This window comes from Streptomyces sp. NPDC091682 (assembly GCF_044756625.1).
In the GTDB taxonomy this organism is placed as follows: domain Bacteria; phylum Actinomycetota; class Actinomycetes; order Streptomycetales; family Streptomycetaceae; genus Streptomyces.
Genome location: NZ_JBIVTH010000014.1, coordinates 74,351 through 90,201 on the forward strand (window position 1 = coordinate 74,351; position 15,851 = coordinate 90,201).

Genomic DNA, 15,851 nt, shown 5'->3' on the forward strand with positions numbered 1-15,851 from the left:
ACGAGGAGCAGCATGACCGCCACGGTCTCCTTCACGATCGATTCGCCGCTCGGCCCCCGCCCCACCACCCTCGCCTACGAGCGCAAGGGCGCTGGTGAACCACTTCTCCTGCTGCACGGCATAGGCCATCACCTCCAGGCCTGGCATCCGGTGATCGACATCCTGGCCGCCGAACACGACGTGATCGCCGTCGACCTACCCGGCTTCGGCGCCTCGGAGCCCCTTCCCCAGGGCGTTCCCTATGCGCTGGGGACCGTGGCTCCGGCCCTCGGGGCGCTCTGCACGGCCCTCGGGGTCGAGCGCCCGCACGTCGCGGGCAATTCGCTCGGCGGTCTGCTCGCCCTGGAAATGGGCCGGAGCAACCTCGTCCGCTCCGTCACCGCGCTCTCCCCCGCCGGGTTCTGGACCGAGGCCGAGCGCCGCTACGCGTTCGCCACCCTCCTCGCGATGCGCGCCGGCGCCAAGGCGCTGCCCCTGCCCGCCGTACGCCGGCTCGCCCGCAGCGCCCCCGGCCGCGCCGCGCTCACCGGCACCATCTACGCCCGCCCGTCCCGCCGCCCGGCCGAGGCGGTCGTCGCCGAGACGCTCGCCCTGCGCGATGCCACCGGTTTCGAGGACACGTTGGCCGCGGGCGGCTCGGTCCGGTTCACCGACGACGTGCCCGGCCTGCCGGTCACCATCGCCTGGGGCACCCGCGACCGGCTGCTGCTGCGCCGCCAGGGCATCCGCGCCAAGCACACCGTCCCCGGCGCCCGGCTGGTCCGGCTGCCGGGCTGCGGCCACGTCCCGATGAACGACGATCCGGCCCTCGTGTCCCGGGTGGTGCTCGACACGGCGCGCAGCGTGCGGCTCGTGGCCGCCTGATGGGGCAACCGGGCCGGCCCGGCCGGGCCGGGACCGCGGCTCACGGCTCACGGCTCTTCCGAGTCGGCGGGATCGACCGACCCGACTGAACCGGCCACGCACCTGAACAGCTGAACGAATGAGCGGCTGACGGTTGTTCATCCGCGGTTCGCGTGGGCGACGCGGCCGGGCCGGTGTGCGACGGCACGCTGGTCCGACCCGTCCTCGCCGCCCCCAGGAGACGTACCGATGGCATCGATTCCGCACACCCGACGGTCCCTCATCGGCGGTTCCCTCGCCCTGTCCTCCGCGCTGATCGCCGCCCCGGCACTCGCCGCGCCGGCCTTCGCCCGCTCCGGCCGGCCGGGCGCGCTGTGGGGCGTCCAGTCCGGCGAGATCACCGCCCACTCGGCCACCGTGTGGACCCGGTCCGACCGCCTGGCGCGGATGTACGTCGAGACCTCCCCGAGCGAGGCGTTCCGCTACGCCGTACGCCGCCACCGCGGCCCGCTGCTCGGCCCGTCGAGCGACTTCACCGGAACCACCGTGCTGCGCGATCTGCCGCCCGGCCAGGAAGTCCACTACCGGGTCGTCCTGACCGACCCCGACGACCCCCGCCGCAGCTCCCCGCCGGTCCACGGCACCTTCCGCACCACCCCCGTCTCCCGCCGCCACGACGTGCGCTTCCTGTGGTCCGGCGACCTGGCGGGCCAGGGCTGGGGCATCAACCCCGACCTCGGCGGCTACCGCGTCTTCGAGGAGATGCGGCTGCGCAACCCCGACTTCTTCCTCTTCAGCGGTGACACGATCTACGCCGACGGGCCGATCAAGGCCACCGCCCCGCTGCGCGACGGCAGCCTCTGGCGCAACGTCACGACCGAGGAGAAGGCGAAGGTCGCCGAGACGCTCGCCGAGTTCCGCGGGAACTTCCGCTACAACCTGCTCGATCGCAATCTGCTCGGCTTCAACGCCCAGGTCCCGGTCCTCGCCCAGTGGGACGACCACGAGGTGCGCAACAACTGGTACCCCGGCCAGCTCATCGACGACCCCCGCTACACCGTCAAGGACGCCGACACCCTCGCCGCCCGCGCCCGCCAGGCCTTCGGGGAGTACTTCCCCGTCACCGACCTGCGCGGCGGCCGCGCCGAGGGCCGGATGTACCGGGTGATGCGGTACGGCCCGCTGCTCGACGTCTTCGTGCTCGACATGCGCACCTACCGGAACGCCAACTCCCCCGACACCCAGGCCGAGGACCCCATCGGCATCCTCGGCCCCGAGCAGCTGGCCTGGATCAAGCGCGAGCTGTCCCGCTCGCGCGCCACCTGGAAGGTCATCGCCGCCGACATGCCCCTGGGCATCGTCGTCCCCGACGGGACCGCGAACTTCGAAGCCGTGGCCCAGGGCGACCCGGGCGCCCCACTGGGTCGCGAGCTCCAGATCGCCGAACTCCTGCGGCACATCAAGCACCAGCGCATCACGGGCACCCTCTGGGTCACGGCCGACGTCCACTACACCGCCGCGAACCACTACGCGCCGGAGCGGGCTGCCTTCACCGACTTCGCGCCGTTCTGGGAGTTCGTGTCGGGCCCGATCGGCGCCGGCGGCTTCCCGGCCGGGCGGCTCGACGCCACCTTCGGCCCGGAGGCGGCCTACGTGCAGTCGGCTCCCTTCGCCAACATGTCACCGTCCGAGAACCCTCCGTACTACGGCGAGGTCGACATCGACGGCGGCAGCGGGGACCTCACCGTCCGTCTGCGCCGCCAGGGAGGGGACGTACTCTTCACCCGGACGCTCCGGCCCGGACGCGTGGGCCAGTGACGCCCTGAAGCCACCGGAAGCCATCGGAAGCCCCCGTACCCCGCGGGGGCATCGGCCGCTCCGACCTTGTGATCCGGAAATGGCCCCGAAAACTGGGTGAAATCGGCCAGATGGACACTTAACCAGTCGGTCACAGATCGTTCGTGATCACGCAACACCCCTGCGCCACAGTGGTGCGCATGACTGACCGTAACCTCGCCTCCGCCCACCGTCCCCACCGTCACCACTGGCGCCGCGACGTCGTCGAACTCGCCGCAATGTTCTGCGCCGTCGCGGTCGCCGACGCCATCGCCAATCTCGTCGTGCACGGCCCCAGGGGCCCGGTCCTGCTCGTGGCCTCGGCCGTCGTGCTCCTGGTGACGGCGGCCTTCCACACCTGGTGGGCACGGCGCCACAGCCATGCGCCCCCGCCGCGGCACACGGACCTCGGCGATCCGGAGCAGCTCCCCGCGACGACCTCCGGCGCGGCAGCGAGTGCGCCCGCGGTCGCGAGCAGCACCGCCCTCTGGCGGATGCGCACGACCGTACGGGACGAGCCGGGCTCCCTGGCCGCCCTCTGCACCGCCCTCGCCCGCAACGGCGTCGACATCCTGACCCTCCAGACGCACCCGCTCCCCGAGGGCGGCACGGTCGACGAGTTCCTGCTGCGCGCCCCGCAGGAACTGCCCTCCGCCGACCTCGCCCGGGCGATCTCCCGGGCCGGCGGCCACAGCACCTGGATCGAGCGCGCCGACGCCCACGACCTGGTCGACACCCCGACGCGGGTCCTCGGCCTCGCCACCCGCACCGCCCTGGACGCCGCCGAGCTGCCCCTCGCCCTGCGCCAGCTGCTCGGCCGCTGCACGATCCACTCGATCCCGGCGACCACCCTCACCGGCCGCCCCAACGCCGGCGCGGACGCCCCCGTCGAGGGGGTCCTGGAGGCCACGGTCATGCGGCTGCGCGACCCGTCCGGCGGTGCGATCACCGTGGAGCGGCCCTACCTTCCCTTCACCCCGACCGAGTTCGCCCGGGCCCGCGCCCTCGTCGAGCTCGACGCCCGGCTCGGCCCCCGCGTCCCGCGCAGTCAGGACGTGCTGACCCTGCCCGAGGGCAACGAGATCACCGTGCGCCGCGCCGACGGCTCCGACCGGGCGGCGGCCCGGGCCATGCACGACCGCTGCTCCGAGCGCACGCTGTCGCTGCGCTACCACGGCCCCGTCAACGACGCCGACCGCTACCTCGGCCACCTGCTGAGCCCCCGCTTCGGCCGCACCCTCGCCGCGACCACCACCTCCGGCAAGCTCATCGCCCTCGGCCACCTGCTGTGGGACGGCGACGAGACCGAGGTCGCCCTGCTCATCGAAGACGACTGGCAGCGCCGCGGCATCGGTTCCGAGCTGCTGCGCCGGCTCCTCGCGATGGCCGTCGAGGCCGGGTGCGACAGCGTGTACGCCGTCACCCAGGCCTCCAACACCGGCATGGTCGCCGCCATGCGCGGCCTCGGCCTGCCCCTCGACTACCAGATCGAGGAGGGCACCCTGGTGATCACGGCCCGGCTGGACGCCACCCCGGTCAACTCCCGGCTGCCCTACGAACTTCCCCGCGAGCTCCCGCAGGAACTCCCGCACGAGCAGTCGGCTCCGCGGCGCCGCGCCTGACGATCCGTCCGGAGCCGGGACCCCGACCGGGTCCCGGCTCGGGCGGAATCCGGCCAAGCTGCGAGCGCCCCGTTCCCGAAGTTCTTTGCCCTCGGATCGTGAAGTGGCTTGTCCAGCACGGTGGTTGAAGATTCTTCGCACGCACGGCCGATCCCGCTCCGGCCCACGTCAGCAGTCCGACGGCAATCGGTGATGACGGGAACCCGTCCCACATACGAAGATGTCCGCATGTCAGAGACCCTCCACAACGGCAGTGCACCGCGGCTGCCCCGCCAGGTGGCCGACGCTTACGTCGACGACCTCATCGCCCTCGACCCGATCACGGGCACCTACCTCGGTGTCGCCTCGAGTTCGAGCAAGCTCCCGGACTACTCCCCGGCGGGCCGTGCGGCCGTAGCCGAGCTCATCCGCGAGACCCTGACCCGCCTCGACGCGGCCGAGTCGGAGGCCGGCGCCGACAGCGACGCCGAACGCCGCTGCGCCCGGCTGCTGCGCGAGCGCCTCAGCGCCGAGCTCGCCGTACTGGAGGCCGACGAGGACCTGTGCGCGGTCAGCAACATCCACAGCCCCGCGCACTCCGTCCGTGAGATCTTCTCCCTGACGCCCGCCGACACCGACGAGGACTGGGCGGCGATCGCCGAGCGCCTGCGCGCCGTACCGGCCGCCTTCGCCGGCTACCGCGAGAGCCTCGGGCTCGGCCTGGAGCGAGGCCTCTACGGCGGCCCCCGCGCCACCACCACCATGATCGGCCAGCTCACGACCTGGGTCGGCCAGGACGGCTCCGAGGCGCCCTTCTTCGAGGGCTTCGTCTCCGCCGGTCCTGACGCCCTGCGCGCCGAACTGGACGCCGCGGCCGCCGGCGCGACCGCCGCCGTCGTCGCACTGCGCGACTGGATGAGCTCGGTGTACGCCCCGGCCGTCGAGGGCAAGCCCGACACCGTGGGCCGCGAGCGCTACGCCCGCTGGGCCCGCTTCTTCAACGGCACCGACCTGGACCTGGAAGAGGCGTACGCCTACGGCTGGTCGGAGTACCACCGGCTGCTCGCCGAGATGAAGTCCGAGGCTGCCAAGATCCTTCCGGGCGCCGGCCCCTGGGAGGCGCTGAAGCACCTGGACGAGCACGGCACCCACATCGAGGGCGTGGACGAGGTCCAGGTCTGGCTGCAGGGCCTGATGGACGAGGCCATCGAGAACCTCGACGGCACGCACTTCGAACTCGCCGAGCGCGTCCGCAGGGTGGAGTCCCGCATCGCCCCGCCGGGCGGTCCCGCGGCCCCGTACTACACGTCCCCTTCCGAGGACTTCTCCCGCCCGGGCCGCACCTGGCTGCCCACCATGGGCCTGACCCGCTTCCCCGTGTACGACCTGGTGTCCACCTGGTACCACGAGGGCGTGCCGGGCCATCACCTGCAACTCGCGCAGTGGACGCACGTGGCGGACCAGCTCTCCCGCTACCAGGCCACCGTCGGCATGGTCAGCGCCAACGCCGAGGGCTGGGCGCTGTACGCGGAGCGGCTGATGGACGAACTGGGCTACCTCAAGGACGCCGAGCAGCGTCTGGGTTACCTGGACTGCCAGATGATGCGCGCGGCGCGGGTCATCGTGGACATCGGCATGCACGTGGACCTGGAGATCCCGGCGGACTCGCCGTTCCACCCGGGCGAACGGTGGACGGTTGACCTGGCGCAGGAGTTCTTCGGCCTGCACAGCGGCCGGCCGGCGGACTTCGTCGAGAGCGAGCTCACCCGCTACCTGTCCATGCCGGGACAGGCGATCGGCTACAAGCTGGGTGAGCGCGCCTGGCTCCTGGGCCGGGACAACGCGCGTGCCGCGCACGGCGGTTCCTTCGACCTGAAGGCCTGGCACATGGCTGCGCTGTCGCAGGGTTCGCTGGGGCTGGACGATCTGGTGGACGAGCTGTCGAAGCTCTGACGGACGGGCCGCTCATTCCCGGGGGGATGAGCGGCCCGTTCCCGTGATCCCGCACCGCCCCGTGAGCCCGCACCGCCCCGTGGGCCCGCACCGCCCCGTGGGCCCGCACCGCCCCGTGGGCCCGCACCGCCCCGTGGCACGTACGGCACGCACGGCACGTGCCTCAGCAGCCGCAGTCGTCCGAGTCGGTCGGCGCGGTCAGCGGGTCGGCCTCGGCACGCTGCTGGCTGCCCTGCCAGGTCTCGACCTCGAAGCCCTCCCGGATCCAGTACTCGATGCCGCCGAGCATCTCCTTCACCTGGAAGCCGAGTTCGGCCAGGGCGAGGGCGGAGCGGGTGCCTCCGTTGCAGCCGGGGCCCCAGCAGTACGTCACCACGGGGACGTTCTTGTCCAGGAGCCCCTCTGCCTGCTCGGGGATCAGGGCGGTGGGCAGGTGGACGGCGCCGGGCACGTGGGCCTGGTCCCAGGACGGGGTGGAGCGGGAGTCGACGAGCTGGAAGCCGAGCTCCGCGCCCTGCTCGCGGTGGGCCTTGAAGGCGGCGGCGACGTCCGACACGTCCGCGTGGAAGGCCAGGCTCGCGGCGAAGTACGCGGCGGCCGCGGCCGGGGAAGCCGGCGGCACCCGGAGCACGGGATTGGTGGTGGCGGGGGCGGCGGAGCCCGGCTGGTTCGTGTGCGTCTGCGTCGTCGTCATGGCAAGAAATCTATGATCCGTCGATCACCGTCGGAAGCGAGTATCCCCGGCCTTTTCCTTGTCTGACCGGGGAATCCCCTGCTAGACCTGCACCATGACCGACTATTCCCCTGATGCCACCGACTGGCGGATCCTCGAAGCCCTCCAGCGGGACGGCCGCGCCAGTTTCACCGAGCTCGCCCGCTCCGTGTCCATGTCCGCGAGCGCCGTCACCGAGCGGGTCCGCCGACTGGAGGAGACCGGCATCATCACCGGCTACACGGCGGTGGTGGACCCGGAAAGGCTCGGCAAGTCGATCCTCGCCCTGGTGCGGCTGCGCTACCCGCACGGCAACTACAAGCCCTTCCACGACTTCCTGGAGGCCACCCCGGAGATCCTGGAGGCCCACCACGTCACGGGCGACGACTGCTTCGTCCTCAAGGTCGCGACCCGCTCGATGTCACACCTGGAGGAGGTCACGGGCCGGATCTCGGGGCTCGGTTCGGTGACGACGAGCATCGTCTACTCCTCCCCGCTGCCCCGCCGGCCGCTCAGTCCGTGAGCGCCGCCGTACGGTGGCGCACCACGGAGCCGCCGCGCTGCTTGACGATCTCCAGCTGTGCCTGGACCCGGGTCCGCAGGTCGGCGACATGGCTGACGATGCCGACGCTCCGGTCCCGTTCGCGCAGCGAATCCAGGACGTCGAGCACCTCGTCCAGCGCCTGGTCGTCGAGGCTTCCGAAGCCCTCGTCGATGAAGAGGGTGTCCAGGCGCATCCCGCCCGCCTCCTCGGTGACCACGTCCGCGAGGCCCAGCGCCAGGGCCAGCGAGGCGAAGAAGGTCTCGCCGCCCGACAGGGTGGCCGTGTCCCGCTCGCTGCCGGTCCACGCGTCGACCACGTGCAGCCCGAGGCCGGAGCGCCCCCGTCCGCTCGCCCGCGCGTCGGAATGGACGAGGGTGTAGCGGCCGCCGGACATGCGCAGCAGCCGTACCGTAGCGGCGGCGGCCACCTGCTCCAGGCGGGCGGCCAGTACGTAGGCCTCCAGGCGCATCTTGCGCTCGTTGTCGGCGGAGGTGCCGGCGGTGAGTCCGGCCAATCGGGCGACCCGGTCGTAGGCCTCCCGCAGGGGACCGAGCGCCCGCAGTTCCTGCTCGGCCCGGAGGGAGAGCCGGTCGAGCTCCGTGCAGCGAACCCGGGCCGCGTCGGCCGCCGACCCCGCCGTACGAAGCTTCGCGGCAGCGGTGGCCGCGTACGCGTCGGCCGCGTCCGGTGCGGCCGGGGGCAGGGCTGCCGCTTCAGCGGCGCCGGTCTCGCGGCGGCGCTCCGCCAGCAGGGCGTCTTCCGCCTGCCAGGCGTCCAGCCGGTGTTGGAGGGCGGTGCGTTCGTACTCGGGGAGCACCGCGTCGGCGGCGGCCTCGATGGTGTCGAAGCCGGCCTTGAACGCGGCGTCGGCGAGCTGGTCGTCGGCCTCCTTCAACCGGGCCGCGGTGGTCTCGGCCCGGCGCAGCGAGGTGGCCGCGGTGGAGACCATCCGGACCCGGTCCTCCAGGGTGCGGGCGCGGGCCGCGACGGTGGGCGCGCCGTCCCGTACGAGGGCGAGTTCGGCCTCCAGCCCGGCCTGTTCGCGGTCCAGGGCCTCGCGCCGGGAGGACCTGGCGGCAGCCCGGGTCTCGGCGCCCTGCCGGTCGGCGCTGCGCGTGGCGTGCTCCTGCTCGGCCCGGGCGAGCTGCTCCCGGGCGGCGTGGAGGCAGGCGGCCGCGGCGTGGGCGGCGGCATGGCGGTCGCTCAGGTCGGCTGTCAGGTCCAGGAGTTCGGCGGTGGATGCCTCCCCGGCGGCGGCCGCGGCTTCGGCACGGGCCTCCTGCGCGGCGGCGTGCCGGCGCTCCACGGCGGCCCGGGCCTGCTCGGCCCGTTCGAAGTGGGCGTGGGCCGCGTCCTCGGCGGCGCGGTCCACGTGGCCGGGGGCCGGGCGGGCCGGAGCAGGGTGTTCCGCGGACCCGCACACGGTGCAGGCCTCTCCGGCCACCAGCGCCTCGGCGAGCTCGGCGGCGATCCCGCGCAGCCGGTCCTCCTTGAGCTCCAGCCAGCGTTCCCGGGCGGCGGCCGACTCCTCGCGCAGGGTGAGCAGTTCGCCCGCGGCGCGCGCCGCGTCGGCGTCGAGCTCGTCCCGCCGGCGGGCGGCGTTCAGCTGCATGCGGGCGGGTTCCAGTCGGCCCGCGAGCTGCTCGGCCAGCGTCGCGGCCTGCTGGGCGGCGTCCACCCGCTCCTGCAGTGCCGTTCGGGTTGCCTCCCAGCGCTCCAGCCACTCGGCGGACTCCTGGTGCTGCTCCTCGGCGGCCCGGGACTCCCGTTCCAAGTCGGCCCGTTCCCGGCCGATCTCGGCGCTGCGCTGTTCGGCCCGCTGTGCCGCGCCGAGCGCGCCGAGGGCCTCGCGCAGCCGCTGCTCCACAGCGGCCAGCTGCTCGGTTCCCGCCTCCTTCAGTGCTGGCGGGAGCTGCGTCCGGGCGGAGGTTTCGGCGTGGGCGGCGGCAAGGTGCGCGGCGGAGGCGGCGCCGCGCAGTTCCAGGGCGGGGGCCACCAGGGCGCCGCGCCGGGCCCGGTCCAGCAGGCCGCGCACGCGGTCCCGCTCGGGCGCCGCCCCGTCGAGCAGGGCGGCCCGGCGGAGGGTCTCCGCGTGCCGGCGCTGCAGCCGGTCGAGCTCCCGCGCGTCCTCGGCGGCCCGCCGGGCGGCGGCGTGCCGGCTCTCGACGGCGGCCAGGGCGTACTCGGCGACGTCGAGGCGCTCGCGGGCCGCGCACCGGGCGACGGCCGCCCAGGCCCGGACGGCCTCGGCGAGCCCGGGGTCGCCCGGCTGGTGTCCGGGCATCGGCCAGGCCCGCAGGTCGGCGCTGTCGCCGGCGGCCTGGGCGAGCCTCTGGGCGGTGTGCAGGACCTTCTCGTCGCCGGCCCGGACCTTGGCCTCGGCGGCCCGGCGGCGCTCCCCGAGCAGGGCCTCGACGGCGGCGAAGCGGCGGGTGTCGAAGAGCCGGCCGAGGAGACGGCCGCGGGCGGCCTCGTCGGCGCGCAGGAAGCGTGCGAACTCTCCTTGAGGCAGCAGGACGACCTGGCAGAACTGCTCGCGGCTCATGCCGAGCAGCTGCTCGATCTCCTCGCCGATCTCCTGGTGGGAACGGCTGAGCGGCTCCCAGCCCGCACCGGTGTGCTCGCGCAGCCAGCTCTGGGCCTTGTCCTTGGTGGTGCCCGTGCCGCGCTTCTTCGGGCGCTCCTGTTCGGGCCGCCGGGTGAGCTCGAGGCGGCGGCCGCCCGCGGTGAGTTCGAGGGTGACCTCGGTCGGGGTGCGGGCGGCGGCGTGGTCGCTGCGCAGGCTCGTGCCGGGGGCCTGGCGGGGGCCGGGCACGGAACCGTAGAGCGCGTAGCAGACGGCGTCGAGCACGGAGGTCTTCCCGGCGCCAGTGGGTCCGTGCAGCAGGAAGATGCCGGCGCCGGACAGGGCGTCGAAATCGATCTCCTGGGGCTCGGCGAACGGTCCGAAGGCTGTCACGGCCAGCCGGTGCAGCCTCATCGGTGAGCCTCCCGGTGGCTGTCGTCGGCCCGTACGTCGTCGAAGGCGCCCTGGAGAACGGCCCGTTCGGCCTCGTCCGGGTGGCCGCCGCCGCGTACGTGGGCGACGAAGTCCTCGGCGATCTCCTGGTCGCTGCGGCCCTTGAGGCGCTGGGCGTAGGAGGCGCCGGTCTCCTCCTGCCGGCCCTCGGGGTCGAACGCGAGGGTGAGGGTGTGCGGGAAGCGGGCGGCGAGGCGGGCCATGGGGTCGTCGGGGCGGACCGGGTCGGTGAGGGTGGCTTCGACCCAGGCGTCCTCATGGGCCTGGTGCGCAGGATCCTGCAGCAGGTCCTCCAGCCGTCCGCGGAGCCGGGCGAGGGTGCGCGGGACGGGGGTGTCGATCCGCTCGGCGCCGGTGATCTCGCCCTGTGCGCCGAGTTCGATCAGCCACATGCTCTTGCGGTGGTCGGCCTCGGAGAAGGAGTAGGCGAGCGGGGAACCGGAGTAGCGGACCCGTTCGTCGATGGTCTGGCTGCCGTGGAGGTGGCCCAGGGCGGCGTAGTCCACGCCGGCGAAGACGGAGGCGGGTACGGCTTCGACCCCGCCGACGGTGATGTCGCGCTCGCTGTCACTGGCCCGGCCGCCCGTGACGAAGGCGTGTGCGAGGACGATCGAGCGGGTGCCGGGCGCACGGGTGGCCAGGTCGGCCCGGATCCGGTCCATGGCGGCGCCGAGGACCGCCTCGTGGCTGACCTTCTCCGCGCGGAACTGGTCCTTGACCAGGGCGGGCTCCAGGTACGGCAGGCCGTACAGCGCCACGTCACCGTGTACGTCGGTCAGGACGACGGGGTCGGCGCAGCCGGCCGGGTCGGTCCGCAGGTGGATCCCGGCCCGACCGATCAGTCCGGCGCCGACTCCGAGGCGGCGGGCCGAGTCGTGGTTGCCGGAGATCATCACGGTGGGGACGCCGAGGTCGGCGAGGCGGTGCAGGGCCCGGTCGTACAGCTCGACGGCGGGCAGCGGGGGCACGGCCCGGTCGTAGACGTCACCGGCGACGAGGACGGCGTCGACCTCGCGCTCGCGCACGGTCTCGATGAGGTGGTCGATGAAGACGGCCTGGGCGCCGAGCAGGTTGACCCGGTGGAAGGCCCGGCCGAGGTGCCAGTCGGAGGTGTGCAGGAACTTCACTCGCCGGCCCCGCCGCACATGCCGTCTCCCCCTGGTCGTGTCCCGCTCGCTGAACCCCTCTACGCTAACCCGTCCCCGGGGGCGCTCAGGGCGCGTACGTCTCTCCGCCGAGGGTGAGGCCGGCGCTGCCCGCGGTGGTGTCGGCGAGCCAGGCCTCGAAGGCGGGCAGGTCGGCCTCGGGGAGGGCCACCTCGATCTCCACCTCGGCCCCGTAGCGCAGGTCCACCACGGTCCGGCCGGTGGAGCGCAGGTCGTTCTGGGTCTTGCCGGCCCGCTGGTGGTCGACGGTGACGGTGGCCAGCCGGTAGCGGCGCCGGGTGACGGTGCCGAGCTCGTCGAGGGCCTCGCCGACGACCCCGCCGTAGGCCCTGATCAGGCCGCCGGCGCCGAGCTTCACGCCGCCGTAGTACCGGGTGACGACGGCGACCGCGTAGCGGATGTCGCGGCGCATGAGCATCTGCAGCATGGGCACCCCGGCGGTGCCGCCGGGCTCGCCGTCGTCGCTGGCCTTCTGCACGGAGGCGTCCGCGCCGACGACGTAGGCGAAGCAGTTGTGCGTGGCGGTGGGGTGCTCCTTGCGGATGCGCGCGACGAAGTCCTGGGCCTCCTGCTCGGTCGCGGCGGGCGCGAGCGAGCACAGGAAGCGCGAGCGGTTGATCTCGGACTCGTGCACGCCCTCACGGGCCACCGTCACGTACTGGTCTGCCTTCACCTCACCACCCTAAGCGGTGCAGAACGGGCCCCCGCCCGTCCGTGGGAGGGCACGGCACTAAGGGCTGTCCCGTAATCCGCGGTGGGTCAGCGCGCGGCGTCAGATGCGGTGCATCTCCCCCAGCTACCGCTGGGAGGGGCCCCCGGGCGGAGGGCAGTCCTCATACTGGGCGTATTCGGGCGATCCCGACAACGCGGCGAGGTGCCGTAGCTGGCGCCGCGCGCCCGCCGGGGATTGCGGGACAGCCCTTAGGTTGGTGGCCATGGGGGAACAGGGGCGGGAGTACCGGTACGTGGGACCAGCCGAGCTGAGGGTGCTCGTCCGGCCGGAGGGCGAGGGGCGGAGCATCCGCTCGGCCGCGGAGTTCGAGGACTGGGCCGCGGGCCCGGCGGCGGCCGAGCTGGCCGAGCCCGTCACGTTCGTCGTGGACCGCGCCGGTGTGCTGCGGCTCGCGCCGCGGCGCAGCGAGCACGTGGTCTGCGCGGGTGGCGGCACGGTGCTGAGCGCCGGGGAGATCGCTTTCGGGCGGGAGTCCGGGCGGTGGGTGGTGTGGGCGGTGAGCAACCAGTCGACCGGATACTGCCCGGACACCGGCTCGTGGCCGGCGGTCGCGCAGGCCCTGGACGCGGCGGGGATCGGGCACCCGTCCGGCTTCACCCACGAGGTGGTCTTCCGCCGCTGCCCGGTCTGCGCGCAGTTGAACGTCGTCCGGGACGAGCACTTCGTCTGCGTCTTCTGCGACGCGTCCCTGCCGCTCGCCTGGAACGTGGACCGGTCAGCGGGGTAGGCAGCCCAGCACGGCCCGGAACCTCTCGCGCCCCGACGCGACGCTCGCTTCCCACAGACCCGCGGCATCACCGCTGGCCGAGCGGGCCTGCAGGGCTTTCTCCTCGGCCCGGAAGCCGGCGCCGCCGGGCAGGTTCTGGTCCAGCAGACCCATCGCGGTGAGCGCGACGTGCCCGCAGGACAGCGCGTGGTCGGCGTCCGCCGAGGCGTTGGCCAGCAGTGCGTACCGCAGGACGAGGACGCCGAAGAAGGCGTACGTCCCGGCGACATCGGTGATGCCGTCCTCGTACGGCCGCAGTTCCGGCAAGTCCTCCAGCGCGCGCACGCGCTCGGCGGCGTCGGGCAGGGGCCGGTCCGCGTACCAGAGGCCGCGCAGGGACTCCACGCAGAGGTCCACATCGGCCTCGCGGTCCGGCGTGGCCCCCCGCATGCCGATGAACAGGGGCACCGCGCGTTCGGCGCAGGCGGCCGCGTACAGGCGGACCGCCCCGTCGTCGCCCGTGCGCAGGGCCTCCGCGACGGCCCCCTCCACCAGCCTGTCCACGTCCCACCCCTCGCACCGTTCGAACGGATCGACAGACTACAGAGCGGACCCGGGGAATCGCGCCCGGGAGTTTTCGGTTGATGCGGCTGAGCGCCGGTCCGACGCGGTGGAGACGCAGCGGACGGGGTCGGCGGGTTCGTAGCGCATCAGGAGGCGGCACACGTGTACGGCGATCCGGCAACCATCCGCAAGATCCTCACCGAGCTGGGCGACACCTGGGCCGTGGTGGGGCTCTCGAACAACCAGGACCGCGCGGCCTACGGGGTGGCCCGCGTACTGCAGCGGTTCGGCAAGCGCGTGATCCCCGTGCACCCCAAGGCCGAGACGGTGCACGGTGAGCCCGGGTACGCCTCGCTGGCGGACATCCCGTTCAAGGTGGACGTGGTGGACGTCTTCGTGAACAGCGAGCTGGCCGGGCCGGTGGCCGACCAGGCCGTCGCCGTCGGCGCCGAGGCCGTCTGGTTCCAGCTGGGCGTGATCGACGAGGCCGCATACGCCCGTACCCGCGAGACGGGGCTGACGATGGTCATGGACCGCTGCCCCGCGATCGAGATCCCGGCGCTGTAGGCCTAACCGGCGGACGCCGCCGGGCCGCCGCCGTGGGCATGGGCGGACGGCGGCGTCGAGACCGGTGGGACGGACACCGCGAGGGTCATCTCCATCGGCGCGGAACCGTCGTTGCGGTAGGAGTGCGGGACGTTGGCCTCGAAGGCGGCCGCGGCCCCGGCCGGTACGCGGAACTCCTCCTCGCCGACCACCAGGGTCAGCTCACCGGCCGTGACGTGCAGCATCTCGATGGTGCCGGACGGGTGCGGGACGGAGTCCGTCCCCTCGCCCGGCACCAGGTGCCAGGTCCACAGCTCCATCGGCCCGCGCTCGTCCGTGCCGATCAGCATCGTCGTCGAACTGCCCGCCTCGCTGGACCAGATCCGGACGGCCTGGTCCGGCGGGACGATGCGGACCTGCGGGCCGCGGTCGTGGTCGAGGAGCGCGGAGATGCTGACGCCCAGCGCGTCGGCGAGCCTGACCGTGGTGCCCAGGCTGGGATTCGTACGGGCCTGCTCGATCTGGATGATCATCCCGCGGCTCACTCCCGCGCGGGCCGCCAGGGAATCCAAGGTGAAACCGCGTTCGCCGCGCCACCGCTTGAGGTTCTGGGCGAGCGCCTGGGTGAGCTCTTCGAGGTCCGACACCATTCCGTCCAATATTCTGGATGACACAGTCCAACAGAGTGCACTAACGTGTTCTGTATTAGATGCTGCACTCCCACGTTCACCGCACTGTACTGCGAGGCCCGCCCATGACCGCCCTCTTCGCCCTGGCCACAGCCGTGCTGTGGGGGCTCGCCGACTTCGGCGGCGGGCTGCTGACCCGCCGGATCCCGGCGCTCACCGTGGTCGTCGTCTCGCAGGTCGTCGCCGTGGTCGTACTCGGCGCGGTGGTCCTCGGCACCGGCGCCTGGCGGGAGGCCGGTCCGCAGCTGTGGTTCGCGGTCGGCGCGGGCCTCGTCGGGCCGGTCGCCATGCTCAGCTTCTACAAGGCGCTGGCCCTCGGCCCGATGGGCGTGGTCTCGCCGCTGGGCTCCCTCGGCGTGGTCGTGCCCGTGACCGCGGGGCTGATGTTGGGCGAGCGGCCCGGCCTCAGCCAGTTCGCGGGGATAGCGGTGGCCGTCGTCGGCATCGTGCTCGCGGGCGGCCCCGAGCTGCGGGGCGCGCCCGTCCAGCGGCAGGCCGTCGTCCTCACCCTGGTCGCGGCCTTCGGCTTCGGTGCGGTGATGGCCCTGATCGCGGAGGCGTCCAGCACCCTCACCGGACTGTTCCTCGCACTGTTCGTGCAGCGGGTCACCAATGTCGCCGCGGGCGGCGCCGCCCTGTGGGCGCAGACCCGGCGCGGCATACCCGCCCTTCCGGCCGGCGCCGGCCCGAAGCTCCTGTGGGGGCTGCTGCCCGCTCTGGCCTTCGTCGGCCTCGCGGACGTCGCGGCGAACGGCACGTACTCCATAGCCGCCCAGAACGGCCCGGTGACCATGGCCGCCGTACTGTCCTCGCTCTACCCGGTGATCACCGCGCTCGCCGCCTTCGCCGTATTCAAGGAACGGCTGCGCACGGTCCAGGCCGCGGGCGCCGGCCTGGCCCTCGCCGGAACGGTTCTTCTGGCCGCGGGCTGAGCGGCTC

14 protein-coding genes are annotated in these 15,851 nt (G+C 73.4%); 8 read left to right on the forward strand and 6 right to left on the reverse strand.

Annotated elements, in window-relative coordinates:
- Positions 1–12 precede the first annotated feature (12 nt).
- From ACIQK6_RS29140 to ACIQK6_RS29155, 4 genes are all read left to right on the forward strand, one after another.
- On the forward strand, positions 13–864 hold the full coding sequence (locus tag ACIQK6_RS29140) for an alpha/beta fold hydrolase (protein WP_329104522.1): 852 nt from the start codon (positions 13–15) through the stop codon (positions 862–864).
- Positions 865–1,092: 228 nt separating this feature from the next.
- Positions 1,093–2,661, forward strand: coding sequence for an alkaline phosphatase D family protein (locus ACIQK6_RS29145; RefSeq protein ID WP_402695726.1), 1,569 nt, complete (start codon positions 1,093–1,095; stop codon positions 2,659–2,661).
- 179 nt (positions 2,662–2,840) lie between these two features.
- Positions 2,841–4,301, forward strand: coding sequence for a GNAT family N-acetyltransferase (locus ACIQK6_RS29150; protein WP_329104518.1), 1,461 nt, complete (start codon positions 2,841–2,843; stop codon positions 4,299–4,301).
- 228 nt (positions 4,302–4,529) lie between these two features.
- Complete coding sequence (locus tag ACIQK6_RS29155; protein ID WP_402695727.1) at positions 4,530–6,233, forward strand: DUF885 domain-containing protein; 1,704 nt, start codon at positions 4,530–4,532, stop codon at positions 6,231–6,233.
- 163 nt (positions 6,234–6,396) lie between these two features.
- Here the strand turns inward: ACIQK6_RS29155 and ACIQK6_RS29160 are convergent, their stop codons facing one another.
- On the reverse strand, positions 6,397–6,927 hold the full coding sequence (locus ACIQK6_RS29160) for a rhodanese-like domain-containing protein (RefSeq protein WP_402695728.1): 531 nt from the start codon (positions 6,925–6,927) through the stop codon (positions 6,397–6,399).
- Positions 6,928–7,021: 94 nt separating this feature from the next.
- On the opposite strand from ACIQK6_RS29160, the gene ACIQK6_RS29165 reads away from it, so the two are divergent.
- Positions 7,022–7,468 (forward strand): Lrp/AsnC family transcriptional regulator, encoded by a 447-nt coding sequence (locus tag ACIQK6_RS29165; RefSeq protein WP_329104511.1) that lies wholly within the window; start codon positions 7,022–7,024, stop codon positions 7,466–7,468.
- Here ACIQK6_RS29165 and ACIQK6_RS29170 read toward each other — a convergent pair.
- From ACIQK6_RS29170 to ACIQK6_RS29180, 3 genes are all read right to left on the reverse strand, one after another.
- Positions 7,458–10,469, reverse strand: a complete 3,012-nt coding sequence (locus ACIQK6_RS29170) for an AAA family ATPase (RefSeq protein ID WP_402695729.1) — start codon at positions 10,467–10,469, stop codon at positions 7,458–7,460. The genes ACIQK6_RS29165 and ACIQK6_RS29170 overlap by 11 nt on opposite strands.
- Complete coding sequence (locus ACIQK6_RS29175; RefSeq protein WP_329104508.1) at positions 10,466–11,635, reverse strand: exonuclease SbcCD subunit D; 1,170 nt, start codon at positions 11,633–11,635, stop codon at positions 10,466–10,468. The genes ACIQK6_RS29170 and ACIQK6_RS29175 overlap by 4 nt, the downstream gene beginning before the upstream one ends.
- A gap of 85 nt (positions 11,636–11,720) precedes the next feature.
- A complete protein-coding gene (locus ACIQK6_RS29180; RefSeq protein ID WP_301372608.1) occupies positions 11,721–12,347 on the reverse strand; it encodes a YigZ family protein in 627 nt (208 codons plus the stop codon).
- Positions 12,348–12,609: 262 nt separating this feature from the next.
- On the opposite strand from ACIQK6_RS29180, the gene ACIQK6_RS29185 reads away from it, so the two are divergent.
- Complete coding sequence (locus ACIQK6_RS29185; protein ID WP_329104504.1) at positions 12,610–13,134, forward strand: hypothetical protein; 525 nt, start codon at positions 12,610–12,612, stop codon at positions 13,132–13,134.
- Here the strand turns inward: ACIQK6_RS29185 and ACIQK6_RS29190 are convergent.
- On the reverse strand, positions 13,123–13,677 hold the full coding sequence (locus ACIQK6_RS29190; protein WP_329104501.1) for a hypothetical protein: 555 nt from the start codon (positions 13,675–13,677) through the stop codon (positions 13,123–13,125). The genes ACIQK6_RS29185 and ACIQK6_RS29190 overlap by 12 nt on opposite strands.
- A gap of 162 nt (positions 13,678–13,839) precedes the next feature.
- On the opposite strand from ACIQK6_RS29190, the gene ACIQK6_RS29195 reads away from it, so the two are divergent.
- The gene (locus tag ACIQK6_RS29195; RefSeq protein ID WP_327734403.1) at positions 13,840–14,244 is read left to right on the forward strand and encodes a CoA-binding protein; all 405 of its coding nucleotides are present in this window, start codon (positions 13,840–13,842) and stop codon (positions 14,242–14,244) included.
- A 2-nt stretch (positions 14,245–14,246) separates the two neighbouring features.
- Here ACIQK6_RS29195 and ACIQK6_RS29200 read toward each other — a convergent pair whose 3' ends face one another.
- Positions 14,247–14,870 carry an XRE family transcriptional regulator gene (locus tag ACIQK6_RS29200; protein ID WP_329108127.1) on the reverse strand — a complete coding sequence of 208 codons (624 nt, stop codon included), beginning with the start codon at positions 14,868–14,870 and terminating at the stop codon, positions 14,247–14,249.
- A gap of 107 nt (positions 14,871–14,977) precedes the next feature.
- Between ACIQK6_RS29200 and ACIQK6_RS29205 the strand changes: the two genes are divergently transcribed.
- A complete protein-coding gene (locus ACIQK6_RS29205; RefSeq protein WP_402695730.1) occupies positions 14,978–15,844 on the forward strand; it encodes an EamA family transporter in 867 nt (288 codons plus the stop codon).
- The last annotated feature ends 7 nt before the right edge of the window (positions 15,845–15,851 follow it).